Source organism: Streptomyces iranensis (assembly GCF_017874715.1).
In the GTDB taxonomy this organism is placed as follows: domain Bacteria; phylum Actinomycetota; class Actinomycetes; order Streptomycetales; family Streptomycetaceae; genus Streptomyces; species Streptomyces iranensis.
In genome coordinates, this window is record NZ_JAGGLR010000003.1 from 373,292 (window position 1) to 391,287 (window position 17,996).

Here is a 17,996-nt window from a genome sequence, read left to right on the forward strand (position 1 = left end):
GCCGCCGGTGTGGGAAGGCCGCGATCAGCGGGTGACGGGCGCCAGCCACAGCCCGACGATCCCGTCGATCAGGCCGGTGGCGGCGTCGCGCCAGCTGGACCGGGGCGTGGCGGTGTTCTCGGCGAGCGCGCGCTCCCGCTCGGCGCACATGTGCAGGATCAGATGGCGCGCCATGGCCCCGCGCTCGATGTGCACCTCGACCGGCAGCTCGGGGAGGCACCGGTTGAACCCCTCGACGGTCCGCCGCAGCGCCGGAGAGGCCAGGGACTCATCGGCCATGATCTCGTGGAGCGCCGGGTCGGTCATCACCTGGGCGCAGAACCGCGCGTACCAGGTCGGGCCGGGCAGCTCCGCCAGATGTTCGAGGACCGGGCGCACCAGGGCGGCCACCCAGTCCCGAACGTCGGTGGAGTCGCCGATCTCGCCCAGCATCCGCAGGCGCAATCGCTCAACCGGCTCGGCGTGTTGCCGGGCGATCGCCCGCACCAGGTCGGCCTTGGTGCCGAAGTGGTAGCCGACCGCCGCGTTGTTGCCCTGCCCGGCGGCCTCGCTGACCTGGCGGTTGGAGACCGCGTACACCCCGCGCTCGGCGAACAGCCGCTCCGCGGCGGCGAGGATCGCCCCACGTGTGGCATCGGCCCGCTCGTTCCGTACGGCCCTGCCCGCCATGGTCACCACCGCACCGGGAGGTCGCACAGCCCGCCCACGGCCAGGCCTTCCAGCCGCCGCAACTCCGGTACGGAAATGGCAAGTTCGAGGCTGGGGAGGCGGCGCAGCAGCACGTCCAGCACGGCCTGCAGCTCGGTGCGGGCCAGCGCCTGGCCCAGGCAGGAGTGCGCACCGGCGCCGAACGCCAGATGGGGGTTGGGACTGCGGTCGAGCGCGAGCTCGCCGGCGCCCTCGAAGGCGGTCTCGTCACGGTTGGCGGCGGCCATGCTGCACACCACGGTGGTGCCGCGCGGCAGTACGGTGTCGGCCACTTCGGTGTCCTCGCCGATGTACCGGGGCATCCCGAACCCCGGATTGGCGTCGAACCGCAGCGCCTCCTCCACGGCGGTGCGCACCAGCGAGCGGTCGGCCAGGAGCCGCTCCCAGTGGCTCCGGTCGGCCAGCAGCATGGCCAGCATCTTCCCGATCATGTTCGCGGTGGTCTCGTGCCCGGCGACCAGCAGGGCCTGGCCGGTGGCCACCAGCTCCGCGTCGGACATCCGATGGCCGCCGGGACCGGTGGCCGTGATGAGCTCGCTGAGCAGATCCTCGCCCGGCCCGGTCCGCTTGGCGGCCACATGGGCGGCCATGTAGTCGGCGAACTCGGCCTGGGCGGCGTCGACTTCGTCCTGCCGGTACCGGGTGAGATTGAGCAGGGTGTCGGACCAGTGGGCGAACCGGTCGCGGTCGCTGTCGGGGACGCCCAGCAGATCGCAGATCACCCACACCGGCAGCGGGAAGGCGAGGTGGGCCTTGAGGTCCGCCGGATGGCCCTGCTCCACCATGGCGTCGATGAGCCGTTCGGCCATCGCCTCGATCCCCGGCCGCAGCGCGTTCATGCGCTTGGCCGTGAACCATTTGGCCACCATCCGGCGCCATCGCTGATGGCCTTCGCCGCCCTGCGGGAGCGACTGCGCCATCGAGCTGTTGAACACTCCGCCCGATTCGCTGTCCGAGACCCGGGCCGCGTCGTCGGCGTTCAGCAGCCGGGTGAACCTCGGGTCGGACAGCACCTGTTTCACATCGTCGTAGCGGGTCAGCAGCGATGCCGCGTCCCCGCTGGGCAGGGCCACCTTCGCCACCGGACACCGCTGCCGCAGCCGGGCCCACTCGGCGGGTGGCCCCAGCGCCGTATCGCTGGGGATCGGGTAGCTGAGTAACTGCTCGCCGTCTCCTGGAGTCACGACGCTCTCCTCGGTCCGGGGCGGGGCGGTCATCGACAAGATCAGGCAACCCCATGGTCACCCTTAAGTCAAGCGACTGATTTAAATTGCCTCTCATCGTTCACATCCGAGGCGCGAGGAGCTGTGTTCAGCCGTCGTCCGACGCGCCGGCGTCATGGACCAGCAGGGCGATCTGGACACGGTTGTTGAGATCCAGCCGGGTCAGGATGCGCGACACATGGGCCTTCACCGTCGGCAGCGCCAGATGCAACTCCCGGGCGATCTCCGCGTTGGAGCGGCCCCGCCCGACCGCCCGCGCCACTTCCCGCTCCCGATCGCCCAGCAGCGCCAGCCGGCCCCGGGCGGCGGTGGCCCGGTCCTCCTGCCCGCCGCCCGCCACCTGCGCGATGAGCCGGCGGGTGACGGCGGGGGAGAGCACCGGATCCCCGGCGGCCACCGTGCGGATGGCCGTGACGATGTCCCGTGGCGGGGTGTCCTTGACGAGGAACCCGGCCGCGCCCCCGCGCAGCGCCCGCAGCACATGGCCGTCGGTGTGGAAGGTGGTCAGCACCAGCACCTCCGGGGCGCCGGGCCGGGCCCGGAGCTCCGTGGTGGCGGTCAGCCCGTCGACGCCCGGCATCCGGATGTCCATCAGCACCACATCGGGCCGGTGCGCGGCGACCAGGGGCGGCACCTCCGCCCCGTCGGCGGCCTCCGCGACGACCTCGATGTCCGGGGCGCCACCCAGCATCAGGCGCAGCCCGGCCCGTACGATCGCGTCGTCGTCCACCAGCAGGACATGGATCACCCGCGCCGTCCTCCCTCACCCTGGCCCGCGGCGGACACCGTGTCCGCCGCGGGCCAGGGTAGCCAGGCGCGCACCCGGAAACCGCCCTGGGCCGGGCCCGCGCTCAGCTCACCGCCCGCCAGCCTGGCCCGTTCGGCCAGCCCGATCAGCCCCTGTCCGCCGCCTTCGCCACGGCCGCCTTCGCCACCGCAGGTGCCCGCGGTCGCCCCGGGCGGCGGCGCGTTGCTGACCTCCACCGTCAGCCGGCCGGCCGGGCCTCCGGCCACCCGTACCGTGACCGCCGCACCGGGCGCGTGTTTGCGCGCGTTGGTCAGCGCCTCCTGGACGATGCGGTACGCCGTGCGGCCCACCACGGGCGGCGGGGCCGGGCGGCCGGGCGGTCCGGTCAGCTCGATCAGGCAGCCCGCCGTCCGGGCCTCCGCCACCAGCCGGGCCACATCGGCCAGTTCGGGCTGGGGCCGCTCGTCCTCCGCCGGTCCCGCGCGCAGCACCCCGATCACTTCACGCAGATCGCTCAGTGCCAGGCGGGCGCTCTCCCGGATCACCCCGGCGGCCCTTCCGATCTCCTCGCGGGGCGCCTTCGTATGGAACTCCAGCGCCCCGGCGTGCAGGCTCAGCAGCGTCAGCCGGTGCCCCAGCACATCGTGCATCTCCCGCGCGATCTCCTCCCGCGCCTCCCGGCGGGCCCGCTCCGCCCGCAACTCCGCGTCCGCCTCGGCCAGTTCGGCCCGCTCCCGCAGGGAGGCGATCAGCTGCTGCCGGGACCGCCGGAACAACCCCCATCCGATGGCCCCGGCGATCAGTGCGAAGTACGTCAGCGCCGAGCTCTTCCGGTCCCCGGACACCTCCGGCAGCTGCCACAGGAAGACGGGCAGGGGTACGAAGGCCACCGCCGCCACCCATGCGGTGGCCCGCCCCGGCCGGGTCGCGGCCACCGTGAACACCGCCACCATCGCCGGACCGGTGAGGTAGTGCGACAGCTCGCTGCCCGCCAGCAGCAGCGCCACCGCCAGCGCCACCGGCCACCGCCGCCGCAGCAGGACCGTCGCACACCCCAGCCCGCCGATCACCTGATCGACGGTCAGCCACACCGGATCGAGGTCCTCCTCGATCGGTATGGAGTCGGAGCTGGCGGCGGCGAAGCAGGCGGCGAAGAGCATCAGCCCCAGATCGGCTGCCCAGTCCCGGCGGGTGCGGTGGATGCGGCGCATGTCCTGGAAATCTACGCGGACCGGGCGGGCGAGCGGGGACTCGTAGCGCGGGCGGATACTTAAGTACCACTCCCCGGTGGCGGGCGGTCTCCTTTGGTCATCGCCGCGTCGCCTTGTGCCCGATCCGCCGCCCGGGGCGGCCCGCCTAGGTTCGGGCCATGTCATCCGCCAAGGACACCTCCCCGCTCGCCGCCGTGTCGCATCTGCTCTCCTTCACCCTCGTCGTCGGCGGCGGAAGCGGTCTGCTGCACGAATGGTGGGGCTGGCTCCACTTCATGGGGTTCGTCCGCTTCCTCGTCCCCGACGGCTATGAGGTGTACAGCTATGTCGTGATGGTCGTCCTCGGCCTGGCGGTGGGCGCGGCGGGCGGTGCGCTCAGCGATCGGAGCCGCGGATGAGACCGCGGCAACACAGCGGCGAGCGAGGTGGTGAGCAGAGCGCTCACGGTGAGGCCGAGGCCCCGTCTGGTACGTCCCGTTGATCGCGACGGTCAGTCCGCCGGACGCGGTGGCGCCGTCGTACCGCGGACCTCGAGGACCGGGGCGGTGAGGGCCACCCCGCCGGGGCGGGCGGGGTCGGCGATCCGGTCGAGCAGCCGGCGCGCGGCGCGGCGGCCGATGTCATGACCGGCGTTGTCCACGGTGGTGAGCCACAGATGGCGCAGCCGCGCGAGATAGGTGTTGTCGTAGCCGACGAGGGAGAGGTCGCCCGGCACCCGCAGGCCGAGCTCCTCGGCGGCCGACAGGGCGCCCACCCCGGCCATGTCGTTGAACGCGAAGACGGCGGTGGGGCGGTGCGGAGCGCTCAGCAGCCGGACCGTGGCCCGGTAGCCGCCCTCCTCGGTCAGATCGCCCTGCTCCACGGTCGCCGATCCGGACAGGCCGTGCTCGCGCATGACCGCCTCGAAGCCACGGCGGCGCAGTTCGCCCACCACACCTTGTCCCGCGATATGCGCGATATGCCGGTGGCCCAGGCCGATGAGGTGCTCGGTGGCCAGGCGGGCGCCCAGCTCGTCGTCGCCCGCGACGATGTCCACGTTCGGCAGCACGGGCTCGCGGGTGCCGGCGACCACCGTGGGCACCCGCGCGGCCGCCGTGCGCACCGCCGCCGGGTCCGGGAGCGTGCCCACGGCGATCAGGCCGTCCACCCGAAGCTCGGTGAAGGTGTGGGTGAGGTCCTCGCCGAGCCGCCGGTTGAGCCGGCCGTCGGCCAGCAGGGTCCGCAGACCGCTCGCGTACAGCTCGGAGTTGAGGCCGTCGAGCAGCTCCACGAACCAGGGGTTGCGCAGGTCGTTGAGGAGCACCCCGACGGTCCTGGTGCGCCGCTCGCTGAGGCTGCGCGCGGCGGCGTTGGGCCGGTAGCCGAGCTCCTCGACGGCGGCCAGGACGGCCCGCCGCTTCTCGGGACGCACCTGCTGGGAGCCGCGCAGCACCAGGGAGACCAGCGACTTCGACACTCCGGCCCGTTCGGCGACATCGCGGATCGTCGGTGGTCTCATGGTCTGGACCGTTCCACAGGGTGGACGCGGTTGTCAAAGGGGGTTGACACCTGTGAGAAGGGCTTTCAGTGTGGGCCAGGAGAGATCTGGAACGGTCCAAAGAAGGGCAGTCATGGTGAGCACGCTCGGGGTCGCCGTCGTGGGATTCGGCTGGATGGGACGGGTGCACACCCAGGCGTACGTCCGGCTGCCGCACCACTTCCCGCAGCTGTCCGTACGGCCCGAACTCGTCGCCGTCGCCGACGAGGTGCCCGGACGGGCCGAGGAGGCCGCCGGGCGGTACGGCTTCGCCACCGCCGCCCGGGACTGGCAGGAGGTCGCCGCCGACCCCCGGGTCCAGGCGGTGAGCATCGCCGCGCCGAACTTCCTGCACCGCGAGATCGGCGTCGCCATGGCCAAGGCGGGCAAGCACATCTGGATCGAGAAGCCGGTCGGGCTCACCGCCGACGACGCCCGCGCGGTCGCCGGGGCCGTGGCCGAGGCCGGGGTCCAGGGCGCGGTCGGCTTCAACTACCGCAACGCACCCGCCGTCCAGACCGCCCGCGCCATGATCGCCGCCGGGGAGATCGGCACCGTCACCCATGCCCGCGTCCGCCTCTTCAGCGACTACGCCGCCCACCCCGAAGGTGCCCTGACCTGGCGGTACGAACGTGCGCGTGGCGGCAGCGGGGTGCTGGGCGACCTCGCCTCGCACGGGGTGGACCTGGCCCGTTTCCTGCTCGGCGAGATCGACGCGCTGACCGCCGACACCGCCGTGTTCGTTCCCGAGCGGGCCCGTCCCACGGGCGCCACCGCCGGTCACACCCGGGCCACCGGCGGCGAGCTGGGCCCGGTGGAGAACGAGGACTACGTCTCCTGTCTGCTGCGCTTCGCCTCCGGCGCCCGCGGGGTGCTGGAGGCCTGCCGGGTCTCGGTCGGCGAACAGAACACTTACGGCTTCGAGATCCACGGCACCAAGGGTGCGGTCTTCTGGGACTTCCGGCGCATGGGCGAACTCGGCGTCAGCCGCGGCACCGCGTACCAGGACCAGCCAGTCTCCACCGTGTACGTCGGCCCCGGGCACGGTGAGTACGCGGCCTTCCAGCCCGGCTCGGCCAACGGCATGGGCTATGACGATCTGAAGGTGATCGAGGCGTACCACTTCCTGCGCTCCATCGTCGAGGGCACCGCCCACGGCGCCACCCTGGACGACGCCGTGCACAGCGCCACCGTGCTGGACGCCATGACCCGCTCCGCCGACCTGGGCACGTGGGTGAGCCCCGGCTGAGCGAAGCGGCGGACGCCGGGGTGACTTCCGGCTCATGGTGACCGCGGTGAGCACGCGGGGCCGAACCGGCGTACTGGAGGGGGCGGGGAACCGCGCCACGCACCCTCGACGCCGGAGGTATCCCACCCGTGACCACCTCGACCGAAGCGGACCCGACCGAGGCCGGCCGCCGCGACGCGGGCGATCCGCGGGGCGGGCGGTTCGACTCCTCCCTCGGCCTCATCATGCTGCTGCTCCTGGTGGTGGTCGCGCAGGGGCCGGTCCGCCGGGCGCTGTCGGCTCCGGTGGCGCAGAGCTGGACGACCGTGTTCACCGCGGTGGTCCTCCAGGCACTGCCCTTCCTCGTGCTCGGGGTGCTGCTGTCGGCGCTCATCGCGGTCTTCGTCCCGCCGTCGTTCTTCGCCCGCGCGCTGCCGCGGCGGCCCGCCGTCGCGGTGCCGGTGGCGGGCGTGGCCGGGGCGGTGCTGCCCGGCTGTGAATGCGCATCCGTACCGGTGGCCGGGGCGCTGGTGCGCAGGGGCGTCACCCCGGCAGCGGCGCTCGCGTTCCTGCTGTCCGCCCCGGCGATCAACCCGATCGTGCTGACCGCCACCGCCGTCGCGTTCCCCCGTCAGCCGCAGATGGTGCTCGCCCGGTTCGTGGCGAGTCTGTTCGTGGCGTGTGCGATGGGCTGGCTGTGGCAGCGGCTGGGGCGGGCCGACTGGTTGCGCCCACCGGCCCGCCCCGCCTTCCACGGCCACGGAAAGGGCGCCGCGTTCTGGGCGTCCGTACGCCACGATGTGATGCACGCCGGTGGCTTCCTCGTCGTCGGCGCCATGGCCGCGGCCACCCTCAAGGCCGTGGTCCCGGCGAGCTGGCTGCGCGGCGCCGCCGATGACCCGGTCGTGTCGATCCTGGCCCTGGCGGTCCTCGCGGTGCTGCTGTCGATCTGCTCCGAGGCCGACGCCTTCGTGGCCGCGTCCCTGTCGCAGTTCTCGCTCACCGCCCGGCTGGCGTTCCTCGTCGTCGGCCCGATGATCGACCTGAAGCTGTTCGCGATGCAGACCGGCACGTTCGGCCGCGGGTTCGCGCTGCGGTTCGCGCCCGCCACCTTCGTCCTCGCCGTCCTGGTGTCGACCCTGGTCGGGGCGGTGCTGCTGTGAACAGGAAGGCTCAGGCGATCGTGCTGTTCCTGGTCGGCGGGGCGGTGCTGCGGGCCGGATCCACCGACCTCTATCTGCGCTATGTGAAGGCGGGGCTGCGCCCGCTGCTCCTCGCGGCCGGTGTCGTCCTGATGGCGGCGGCCGTCGCCACCGTCTGGTACGAGCGGCGGACGCGCCCGGCCGGTGAGGACGCGGGGGAGGGCGAAGACGGTCACGGTGAGGGCGAAAGCGGCCACGGGGAGGGCGAAGGCGGCCACGCCCACCGGGAACCACGTGTCTCCTGGCTCCTCGTGCTCCCGCTGTTCGCCCTCATCCTGGTGGCGCCGCCCGCGCTCGGCTCGTACACCGCCATGCACACCGGCACGGCGCTGCAACGCCCTTGGGGCTTCCCCGCCCTCCCCGCCGGGGACCCGCTCCCGCTCAATGTCGCCGACTACGCCGGGCGCGCGGTGTACGACCACGGGCGCTCCCTGGAGCACCGCAGGGTCAAGATCACCGGCTTCGTCGCCCTCGACGGCCACGGTGCCCCCTATCTCGTCCGGATGGCGCTCAACTGCTGCGCCGCCGACGCCCAGCCCGTCAAGATCGGCCTGACCGGACGGATCCCCGCGGTGCTGGAACCCGACACCTGGCTCCAGGTCATCGGCACCTACACCCGCAAGCGGACCAAGGACCCGGTGGGCGGTGGCGCCATCCCGTACCTCGAGGTCAGCCGGTCCAGGCCGGTCCCTGCCCCGCGCGATCCGTACGACGAGAGCTGGAACGGCTGAGGGCTGACCATTCGTCAGGCCCCCCGCCCCGCCACCCGGTCGCTAGAATCCGCCGAGCGGCTGCTGATCTTGGGGGAGCGGGCGGCCGACCACAGGAGTTCTTCCTGCCACCACCTGGGAGTCGACCATGGAGCACACCTCGCCCGAGCGCGCGGCCATGGCACCGCTCGGCCCACCGCCGCCGTTCGATCCGGAACTCGCCATGGCGCTCACGGCCATCCATGAACTCCTGCCGCCCGGCGGCTCCGGGGCCGATCCGGGTGCGACACCCCCTGAGGGCGTGCCGGGGATGGAGCCGGTGACGAACGAGGCCCTGGAGCGCGACGGGGTCTTCCGGGTCGAGGAGCGGTCCGTCCCCGGCCCGGTGGGCGCGCCGGACGTCTCCCTGCTGATCTGCCGTTTGGCGGACGCGGCCACTGAGGTGCCGGTGCTGTACCACATCCACGGCGGTGGCATGACGGTCGGGGACAACCGCACGGGCGTGCCGGAGATGCTCGACCTCGCCCAGGAACTGGGACTCTCCGTGGTCTCCGTCGAGTACCGCCTGGCGCCGGGGACCCAGCACCCCGGGCCGGTCGAGGACTGCTACGCCGGTCTGGTCTGGACGGCCGAACACGCCGCGGAGCTGGGCATCGACCCCGGGCGCGTCATCGTCGTCGGGGGCAGCGCGGGTGGCGGCCTCGCCGCCGCGGTCGCGCTGCTGGCCCGGGACCGCGGCGGCCCCGCCCTGTTCGGACAACTGCTGATGTGCCCCATGCTGGACGACCGCAACGACACGCCCTCCGCCCGGCAGATGGCAGGCGTAGGGGTGTGGGACAGGGCCGCCAACGAGGCCGGATGGACGGCACTGCTCGGCGCCGCACGCGGGACCGACGACGTCTCGCCCTACGCGGCACCGGCCCGCGCGACGGACCTGTCCGGTCTGCCTCCCGCGTTCATCGACGTAGGGGCCGCGGAAACGTTCCGCGACGAGGACGTCGACTACGCCGGGCGCATCTGGCGGGCCGGCGGACAGGCCGAACTGCACGTCTGGCCCGGTGCCTTCCACGGATTCTCGGGCATGGCACCGCAGGCGGCCGTCTCACGGGACGCGCGGGCGGCGCGGCTGCGGTGGCTGCGCAGGCTTCTGGCCCACTGATGGCCGCCGCGCGCCGACCGTACGTACCACCGCGCGGTGACCGTCAGGATCAGTGGGATTCGCGGGGCACCGGATGTCCGCTGCCGCCGACCAGGAAGTCCAGGTCAAGGCCCTGGTCGGCCTGCAGCACACGCTCGGTGTAGAGCCTGCTCCAGCCCCGGTCGGCGACCGGCGGCGGGGGCTCCCAGGCGGCCCGTCGGCGCTCCAGCTCCTCCTCGCCCACATCCAGGGTCAGCGTGCGCGCCGGGACGTCCAGGGTGATCCAGTCGCCGTCGCGCACCAGCGCCAGCGGGCCACCAACGGCGGACTCGGGGGACACATGGAGCACCACGGTGCCGAAGCCGGTGCCGGACATCCGGCCGTCACATATGCGCACCATGTCCTCGACGCCCTTGCGCAGCAACTTGGGTGGCAGCACCACATTGGACACCTCGGGCATCCCCGGGTAGCCGCGCGGGCCGCTGCCCCGGATCACCAGCACGGTGTTCTCGTCCACCGGCAGGTCCTCATCCGCGTGCACGGCGAGGTAGTCCTCCGGCGTGTCGAACACCAGGGCCCGGCCACGGTGGGTGAGCAGATGGCGCGATGCGGCGGACTGTTTGATCACCGCGCCGTTCGGCGCGAGATTGCCGCGCAGTACGGCGGTGCCGGTGCCCGCCTCCTGGAACGGCTCGTCCAGTGTCCGGATCACCTCGCGGTTCCAGCACTCGGCGTCGGCGACGTTCTCCGCCACCGTACGGCCGGTCACCGTGGTCGGCTCCGGGTGCAGCAGCGCACCCAGCTCGCGCATCACCACCGGCAGCCCACCGGCGTAGCAGAAGTCCTCCATCAGGAACCGTCCGGAGGGCTGCAGATCGACCAGCGTGGGCACCTCCCGGGCCAGCGCGTCGAAGTCGTCGAGAGCCAGCGGCACGCCCAGCCGCCCCGCGATGGCCAGCAGATGGATCACCGCGTTGGTGGACCCGCCGATGGCCGCGTTGACCCGGATCGCGTTCTCGAACGCCTCCCGGGTCATGATCTGCGACGGCCGCAGATCCTCCTCCACCATGGCCACGATCCGCTGCCCGGCGCGCTGCGCCGTCTCGTACCGTCGCGAGTCCACCGCCGGCCAGCTCGCCGAAAAGGGCAGCTGCATGCCGAGTGCCTCGGCCATCGACGCCATGGTGGACGCGGTGCCCATGGTCATGCAGTGCCCGTTGGACCGGGCCATACAGCCCTCGGCGAAGAAGCACTCCTCCTGGGTCATCCGCCCGGCCGCCAGTTCGGCCTCGAACCGCCACACCTGGGTGCCCGAGCCCACATCCCCGCCCCGGTACTTGCCGTTGAGCATCGGACCGCCGGTGACCATGATGGCCGGCAGATCGACACTGGAGGCGGCCATCAGCAGACCCGGAGTGGTCTTGTCACAGCCGGACAGCAGCACCACACCGTCCAGCGGATTGGCCCGCATCAGCTCTTCGGCCTCCATGGCCAGCAGATTGCGGTACAGCATCGCGGTGGGCCGCATCAGCGTCTCGCCCAGCGCCATCGCGGGGAACTCCAGCGGAAAGCCACCGGCCTGCCACACCCCGCGCTTCACCGACTCCGCCACCCGCTGCAGATGGCTGTTGCAGGGCGCCAGCTCCGACCACGTCGTGGCGATGCCGATCACCGGACGGCCGTCGAACACCTCACCGGTATAGCCCTGGTTGCGCATCCAGGACCGATAGACCATCCCGGACCGGCCCTCCGCACCGAACCAGGCCGCGCTCCGCCGACGGCCGTGTGTTCCCGTGTCAGTCACTTCTGCACTCCCTCTGGCGATCCTTGTCAGCGAAGGGTGATGACGTTTCCGGTGATGAGCGCGGCCTCGTCGGAGGCGAGGAAGACGATGGTCTTCGCGACCTCGGCCGGATCGGCGACATGGAAATGGGTGGGGCTCGCGGCGACGAACCGCCGGACCTCGTGCGTGACCCACCCGGTGTCGGTCACGGGCGGCTGCACCACATTGGCCGTGATGCCGAACCCGGCCAGCTCCGCGGCCGCCGACAGGGTGTAGTCGGTCTGTGCGGCCTTCGCCGCGCCGTAGGACACCTCTCCGGGGAAACCGAGCTCCCCTCCCGACGTCAGGCCCACGATCCGCCCCCAGTCGGCACCGCGTGCCCGGTGGCGGCGGGCCAGCTCGCCGATCAGCAGCGCGGGCGCCATCGCGTCCACCGAGAACTGCCGGGACCAGGTCTCCGCGCTGACGGGGCGCAGCGGCCGGTCGAACCGGTCGGCCGGATCGGGGGTGAAGGTGTCCTGGATCCACCCCGAGGCGTTGTTGACCAGGATGTCGACCGGACCCAGGCGGTCCTCGGCGAGGTCGAAGAGCCGCTCCGGAACCGCCGGGTCGCCGAGGTCCGCCTCAAAGGCCTCGGCCCGCCCTCCGGCCCGGCGGATCTCCGCCGCGACTTCTTCACCGTCGGTGGACCGCGCGGCTCGGTACGGATCCGGGGCGTCCCCCTCGCCGGTGCCGGGTGGCGGTCGCAGATAGGTGCAGAGCACCGCGACGCCACGGGCCGCCAGCGCTTGTGCCGTCGCGGCGCCGATCCCCTGGTTCGCCCCCGTCACCAGGGCGACATGGCTGGTTGACGATGTTTCCCGCACCCCCGCAGTACAGCAAAGACGAGCGCCACGCGGAAGATCGTGTCCTCGGCGTTCTCGGCGAAGCCGTGCTTCGGCCCGGCGCCGTCCGGCGCCGTCCGGCGCCATCCGGCGGTTCCGCGTGGACGTCCGTTCAGCCCTGGGGCGGCGAGCCGTACGGCTCGGTGGGGGCCGGTGCGGTAAGCATCCGGTGCGTGTGGTGTGGATCGGTGTCCGGCCTACGGTGAGGAGTGTCCGCATGAGTGGTGAGCTGTCCGGTGCCACGGCCCTGATCACGGGCGCCACGGCGGGGATCGGCCGGGCCGTGGCCCTGCGGCTGGGGGCGCTGGGGGCAGAGGTCGTCGTCCACGGCCGGGACGCGCGTCGTGGCGCGGACGTGGTCCAGGAGGTGTCCGCGACGGGCGCCACGGCCAGGTTCGTGGCGGCGGATCTGGCCGAGGCCGACGATGTACGGCGGCTGGCCGCCGAGACGGGGGACGTGGACATCCTGGTCAACAACGCGGGTGTCTACCGGTTCGCGGACACCGCCGGGACCTCGTCCGAGATGTTCGACGTCCATATGGCCATCAACGCCCGTGCGCCGCTTCTGCTGGTGGGACGGCTCGCACCGGGTATGGCCGCCAGGGGCCACGGGGCCATTGTCAACCTCAGCACCATCGCCGCCGGTGCCCCCGCCCGCAATGCCGGGGCGTACGGCGCCTCGAAGGCCGCGCTGGAGCTGCTGACCCGGGTGTGGGCCGATGAGTTCGGCGGCCGGGGAGTCCGGGTCAATGCCGTCCGCTCGGGTCCGGTCCGTACACCGGGCACCTCCGAGATGGGGGAGGAGGCCCTGCGGACCGTGGCACGGGCCACGGTTCTGGACCGGCCCGCGGCGCCCGAGGAAATCGCCGAAGCGGTGCTCTTCCTCGTCTCCCCGCGGGCGAGTTACATCACCGGCGCCATCCTGGAGGCCCGGGGCGGTGAGCTCGCCTTGGGCTGACGCACACCGGGACTTCGGGGCTTAGGGGGTGGCCGGCGGATCGTGACGCCTGCGGCGGGCTGTTCCCCTCCCCGCCCCTTCCCGAACTGGGGCTCTGCCCCAGACCCCGGACGGGGGCTCTGCCCCCAGACCCGGGGTCTGGGGGCGAAGCCCCTGGTATCGGGAAGGGGCGGGGAGGGGAAAGCACCGACATGCGGCTCCGCCGCGCTGGCCGCCGGACATCCCGCAGGGCGGCCTTGGGCGCGGCGACGGTCCTTACGGCGCAGGGCGACGGTCCTTACGGTGGTGCGCCGGTCCACGCGATGGGCTGTTCCGTCCAGATGCACTTGCCCTCGGCGGTGTAACGGGTCCCCCAACGCTGCGAGAGCGCGGAGACCAGCTGTAGCCCCCGCCCTCCCTCGTCCGTCTCGGCGGCCCGGCGGATCCGGGGGGTGGTGGCGCTGGCGTCCGAGACCTCGCAGATCAGCGATCTGCCGCGGATCAGCCGGAGCCGGGTGGGCCCCTTGGCGTGCCGTACGACATTGGCGACAAGCTCGCTGGCCAGCAGCTCGGTGGTCACGACGAGCTCGTCGAGACCCCATGCCTCGAGTTGTTCGCGCACATGGGTGCGGGCGAGACCGGCGGCCACCGGGTCCTCCGGCAGTGGCCACCCGGCGGTGTTCCCGGACGCCAGCCCGTGGAGCCGGGCGATCAGCAGGGCGGTGTCGTCGGCGGTCAGCCGTTTCGTGGGCAGCATGGCCCCGACCAGGAGGTCGCAGAGCCGGTCGAGCCGGTCGTGGTCCGCCCCGTGTCGGCCGCCCGCCCTGCGGCCGCTGCTACGCGGACGGGGCGGAGGACACGTGAGGAGCCGCCCGTACTCGCTGGTCAGCACCTGGGTGCACTCGGCGATACCGGTGTCGATGTCGCGCGCCGCGGACTCCACCAGGCCGTCGGTGTACATCACCAGCAGACTGCCGTCGGGCAGCCGCAGATCCACGGTGGAGAACGGGGGCTCCCCGGCGCCCAGCGGCGGATCGGGCGTCGGCTCCAGGCACTCCACGCTTCCGTCCGGGCGCACGATCAGCGGCGGGGGGTGACCGGCGCGGGCGAGGGAGCAGTACCCCGTGATGGGGTCGTACACCGCGTACAGACAGGTGGCGAAGGAGTCGTCGCCCAGATCGCTGACGACCTCGTTCAGATGGGCCAGGACCTCCTCGGGAGGCAGCTCCAGGTTGGCGAGCGTATGCACGGCGGTGCGCAGCCGCCCCATGGTGGCGGCCTCCGCCAGACCGTGGCCCATCACATCGCCGATGACGAGGGCCACCCGCTCCGCGGACAGCGGGATCACGTCGTACCAGTCGCCGCCGATGTCCGTACCGCTGCTGGCGGGCAGATAGCGCACGGCGGGGGTGAGGGCGGCCGGGGAGGGCAGGACCCGGGGCAGCAGACCGCGCTGGAGCGCCTGGGCGCGGGCGTGTTCGGTGTCGTAGAGCCGGGCCCGTGCCAGTGCCTGGGCGGCCATTCCGCTGAGGGCGGTGAGCAGGGTGCGCTCGTCGGCGGAGAGGCGGCGGGGCCTGTCGAAGGAGACGGTGCAGGTGCCGATGGCGTTGCCCGATGCGATCAGGGGGAGCACGGCCCAGGCGTTCTTCCGGGCGATGGCGGGGTTGCCGGTGAGATCGGGGAACAGCTGCTCGTACTCCTCGGTCGAGGAGATGAAACGCGGCCGGCGTGAGCCGAGCACTTCGTTGAGCAGACGGTAACCCCCGAACGCCGGGACCCCGTCGACCCTGCTGAGGAAGGCCCGGGGATAGCCCACGGACCCCACCACGTTCAGTCGGCCGCCCTCCAGCCACAGCATCAGCAGACCCGAGGCGCCGAACGGCGGCAGCACCTGGCCGGCCATGACCTGGACGACGTCCTGGGTGGTCACCGCCTCGGCGAGCGCGTTGCCCAACTCGCTGATCCGGGCGGCCTGTTCGGCGCCGACGCGCTCGGCCTCCGCGCGCCGCGCGGCCTGGGTACGCCGTTCGGTGACATCGGCGAGATAGGCCGTCAGCCCATCGGGGACCGAGACCAGCCGTATGTGGTACCAGCGGTCGTCGGTGGGCCACTGGATGTCGAACCCGGTCGGCCTGCCGTCGGCGGCGGCGCGCCGACAGCGGTCCTCCAGCTCGGGGACCGTGCCCGCGGGGCCCTCCCAGAGCGGCCGGCCGAGCACCTCTCCGGCCAGGCCGACCAGGCGCTCGGCCTCGACGTTGAGGAAGGTGATCCGCCAGTCCCGGTTCACCGCGAAGAACGCGTCGCTCATGTACCGCAGCGCCTGCCCCACCGACTCCCGTGCCATCCGGCTCTCGGTGGTGTCCCAGACCTTCCCGAGCATGCGGACCGGTTCGCCGTTCGCGTCGAGTTCGAGATGGGCGCGGCTCTGCACCCAGCCGGTGGTGCCGTCGGGGCGGCGGACCCGGTACTCGGCCTCGTAGCCGCTCCGCTCGCGCAGCGACTTCTCGGTGGCGGCCATCACCCGCGGCATGTCCTCGGGGTGGATGAGGTTGAGCCAGCTCTCGATCCGCCGTTCGTAGCCGCCGGGGAGGCCGAGAAGCGTCAGCCCCGCCCGGTCCCAGCGCATCTCACCGGTGTGGATGCCCCATTCCCAGGAACCGGCCTTGACCGCGTCCAGGGACTGCTGGACCACCGAGCCGCCCGGCCGCCGCTGCCACCACGGGTACTCGTCGCAGTCGCCGACCCCGACTCCCGAGCGCGAGAGGCGGCGCTCCGCCCAGCGCCCCACCGCATCGAGGAAGGCGGCCTGCTCGGGGGTCGGCTCCCGCGGGCCGGTGAGGACGGACAGTGCGCCCACCGGCCCTTCCGGACCGGTCAGCGGAACGGACGCCACGGTGGTCGCCGCCGGAAGGCTCCCGGAGGCGGCGCGGGCGGTCTCCCCGGCCCCGGGGGCTTCCCCGGCCCCGGTGGTTTCCCCGGCCCTGGCGTTCTCCCCGGCCCCGGGGGCCTCGCCGGAGGCCGCCGGGAGCCATATGAAGCGGCCGTCCCGCACGGCACGCGCCGGGGCGAGCGGGGCCTCGTCCTGGCGGATCTCCTCCCAGCCGCCGAGGGCGGCGAGCGGCAGCCCGCTGGCGAGGACCAGGCGCAGCGTACGGCTGCCGGCCGGACCGCAGGACCAGTGCACCAGGCCCGCGAGGCCGCCCAGCTCGGAGACCGCCTGGTCCAGGGCGTGCTGCATGACCTCGCGGTCGGTGAGCGCGGTGCCGACCGCCGAGAGGAGGGAGAGCCGTTCATCGCCCCATGAGTGGGAGCGCCCCACCGCGTCTGTTCCGCGCCACTCCGCCATCCCAGGACCTCACTCACGGAATAGGGCGTTCTCGGACAAACGTAGCACTGGCATATGCCGGACATCACTCACTGGACGTCCGCCGCCAAGTTCCCTATTTTCCCTACTGGAAAAATAGGGAATGATGAAGTCCGGCCGATGGAGGGGAGCGGGCGTGACGGTGGTGGATGCGGCGGCCGAAGCACTCGACCGCGCGTGGTGGCTGCAGATCGCCGGCGAGGCGGCGGACGACCTCGCCACGGACGCGGTCGTCCGCGACCAGGCCGGCAAGACGCCGTACGACGAGATCGCGCGGCTCCGCGAGGCGGGGCTGCTGGCGCTGCTGATCCCCGTCGAGCACGGCGGCGGGGGAGCGGACTGGTCGACGGCCTGCGCCGTCGTACGGAAGATCGCCGCGGCCGATGGCGCGATCGGCCAGGTGCTCGGCTGCCACTACCTGTTGTCCTTCAGCGCCCGCTTCTTCGGCGGGGCGGATCTCGCCGCCCGGGTGGAGCGCGCGTCGGCGGCCGGGCAGTGGTGCTGGGGCGGTGGTCTGACCTCGCGCGAGCCACGGCTGACGCTCACCTCCGGCAGGGACGGCCGGCTGGTGAACGGACGCCAGGGGTACGCCACCGGCGTGCTGGTCGCCGACCGGCTGGCTGTCCGCGTCACCCACGCCGACACCGGCGAACCGCTGGCCGTGCTCGTCGACACCGCCCACCCCGGTGTGGTGTGCGGCAGCGACGACGTGGACACCTTCGGGCAGCGGCTGGCGGCCGGCGGCAGTGTGGAGTTCGACGCGGTGCCGGTCGAGGACGACGCGGTGCTCGGCCCGCTCTCCTGGGATGAGGACACCCTCTCGCCGTTCAGCGGGCTGGCCGCGCCGACCGGCCGTCTGGTCTCGGCGCAGATATGTCTCGGGATCGCGCAGGGGGTGCTCGCCGAGGCCCGCGAGTACACCAGGGCGGTGCACGCGCCCTGGCCGCACACCTCCCCGCGCGATCCGTACGCGCTGACCACCTACGGGGAGCTCACCGTCGCCACCTTCTCCGCCGCCGCCCTCGCCGACCAGGCGCTGGAGGCCCTGGACGGCGGGCTGGCGCGCGGCGAGGACCTGACCGACGACGAATGCGCCGAGATCACCGTGCTCGCCGCCGCGGCCGAGGCCGCCGCCTCCCGGGCCGCCCACGACGCCACCGCCCGCGCCCTGGACGTCGTCGGCGCCCGCTCCGCCTCCTCGGCCTACGGATTCGACCGCTTCTGGCGCAACGCGCGCACCCACACCCTCTACGACCCCGTCGCCCACCGGCTCCACGAGGTCGGGGACTACTTCCTCAACGGCGAGCACCCCCCGTTCACCCTGCCCTTCTGACGGCCCGGTGC

At 72.8% G+C, this 17,996-nt stretch carries 15 protein-coding genes; 7 read left to right on the forward strand and 8 right to left on the reverse strand.

Features of this window, described 5'->3' with window-relative positions; translation table 11 throughout:
- Positions 1-24: 24 nt before the first annotated feature.
- The 4 genes from J2Z30_RS07595 to J2Z30_RS07610 form a co-directional block, all read right to left on the reverse strand.
- Entirely contained in the window at positions 25-669 is a 645-nt protein-coding gene (locus tag J2Z30_RS07595) for a TetR/AcrR family transcriptional regulator (RefSeq protein WP_044579886.1), read from the reverse strand.
- Between the two features lie 2 nt (positions 670-671).
- Positions 672-1,925 carry a cytochrome P450 gene (locus J2Z30_RS07600; protein WP_044579889.1) on the reverse strand — a complete coding sequence of 418 codons (1,254 nt, stop codon included), beginning with the start codon at positions 1,923-1,925 and terminating at the stop codon, positions 672-674.
- A gap of 94 nt (positions 1,926-2,019) precedes the next feature.
- Positions 2,020-2,679: a response regulator gene (locus tag J2Z30_RS07605; RefSeq protein WP_044579891.1), complete on the reverse strand. Its 660-nt coding sequence runs from the start codon at positions 2,677-2,679 to the stop codon at positions 2,020-2,022.
- Positions 2,676-3,890 (reverse strand): sensor histidine kinase, encoded by a 1,215-nt coding sequence (locus J2Z30_RS07610; RefSeq protein WP_044579895.1) that lies wholly within the window; start codon positions 3,888-3,890, stop codon positions 2,676-2,678. Before J2Z30_RS07610 ends, J2Z30_RS07605 begins: the two co-directional genes overlap by 4 nt.
- A 158-nt stretch (positions 3,891-4,048) precedes the next feature.
- On the opposite strand from J2Z30_RS07610, the gene J2Z30_RS07615 reads away from it, so the two are divergent.
- Complete coding sequence (locus tag J2Z30_RS07615) at positions 4,049-4,288, forward strand: hypothetical protein (protein ID WP_044579897.1); 240 nt, start codon at positions 4,049-4,051, stop codon at positions 4,286-4,288.
- Positions 4,289-4,380: 92 nt separating this feature from the next.
- Here J2Z30_RS07615 and J2Z30_RS07620 read toward each other — a convergent pair whose 3' ends face one another.
- Positions 4,381-5,388: a LacI family DNA-binding transcriptional regulator gene (locus J2Z30_RS07620; protein WP_044579899.1), complete on the reverse strand. Its 1,008-nt coding sequence runs from the start codon at positions 5,386-5,388 to the stop codon at positions 4,381-4,383.
- 112 nt (positions 5,389-5,500) lie between these two features.
- Here J2Z30_RS07620 and J2Z30_RS07625 point away from each other — a divergent pair, with 112 nt between their 5' ends.
- From J2Z30_RS07625 to J2Z30_RS07640, 4 genes are all read left to right on the forward strand, one after another.
- Complete coding sequence (locus tag J2Z30_RS07625) at positions 5,501-6,655, forward strand: Gfo/Idh/MocA family protein (protein WP_044579901.1); 1,155 nt, start codon at positions 5,501-5,503, stop codon at positions 6,653-6,655.
- A gap of 128 nt (positions 6,656-6,783) precedes the next feature.
- Positions 6,784-7,797 (forward strand): permease, encoded by a 1,014-nt coding sequence (locus tag J2Z30_RS07630; protein ID WP_044579903.1) that lies wholly within the window; start codon positions 6,784-6,786, stop codon positions 7,795-7,797.
- The gene (locus tag J2Z30_RS07635) at positions 7,794-8,567 is read left to right on the forward strand and encodes a TIGR03943 family putative permease subunit (protein WP_044579905.1); all 774 of its coding nucleotides are present in this window, start codon (positions 7,794-7,796) and stop codon (positions 8,565-8,567) included. Before J2Z30_RS07630 ends, J2Z30_RS07635 begins: the two co-directional genes overlap by 4 nt.
- A gap of 127 nt (positions 8,568-8,694) precedes the next feature.
- Positions 8,695-9,705, forward strand: coding sequence for an alpha/beta hydrolase fold domain-containing protein (locus J2Z30_RS07640; protein ID WP_044579906.1), 1,011 nt, complete (start codon positions 8,695-8,697; stop codon positions 9,703-9,705).
- 49 nt (positions 9,706-9,754) lie between these two features.
- Here the strand turns inward: J2Z30_RS07640 and J2Z30_RS07645 are convergent, their stop codons facing one another.
- Together J2Z30_RS07645 and J2Z30_RS07650 are read right to left on the reverse strand one after the other, a co-directional pair.
- On the reverse strand, positions 9,755-11,419 hold the full coding sequence (locus J2Z30_RS07645; RefSeq protein ID WP_245387748.1) for an IlvD/Edd family dehydratase: 1,665 nt from the start codon (positions 11,417-11,419) through the stop codon (positions 9,755-9,757).
- Between the two features lie 95 nt (positions 11,420-11,514).
- On the reverse strand, positions 11,515-12,333 hold the full coding sequence (locus J2Z30_RS07650; RefSeq protein ID WP_044579910.1) for an SDR family NAD(P)-dependent oxidoreductase: 819 nt from the start codon (positions 12,331-12,333) through the stop codon (positions 11,515-11,517).
- A 235-nt stretch (positions 12,334-12,568) separates the two neighbouring features.
- Here J2Z30_RS07650 and J2Z30_RS07655 point away from each other — a divergent pair, with 235 nt between their 5' ends.
- On the forward strand, positions 12,569-13,309 hold the full coding sequence (locus J2Z30_RS07655) for an SDR family NAD(P)-dependent oxidoreductase (protein WP_044579912.1): 741 nt from the start codon (positions 12,569-12,571) through the stop codon (positions 13,307-13,309).
- 277 nt (positions 13,310-13,586) lie between these two features.
- On the opposite strand, the gene J2Z30_RS07660 is transcribed toward J2Z30_RS07655, so the two are convergent.
- Positions 13,587-16,634: a SpoIIE family protein phosphatase gene (locus J2Z30_RS07660; RefSeq protein WP_044579915.1), complete on the reverse strand. Its 3,048-nt coding sequence runs from the start codon at positions 16,632-16,634 to the stop codon at positions 13,587-13,589.
- A 154-nt stretch (positions 16,635-16,788) separates the two neighbouring features.
- Between J2Z30_RS07660 and J2Z30_RS07665 the strand changes: the two genes are divergently transcribed.
- Positions 16,789-17,985 (forward strand): acyl-CoA dehydrogenase family protein, encoded by a 1,197-nt coding sequence (locus J2Z30_RS07665; protein ID WP_044579919.1) that lies wholly within the window; start codon positions 16,789-16,791, stop codon positions 17,983-17,985.
- Positions 17,986-17,996 lie beyond the last annotated feature (11 nt).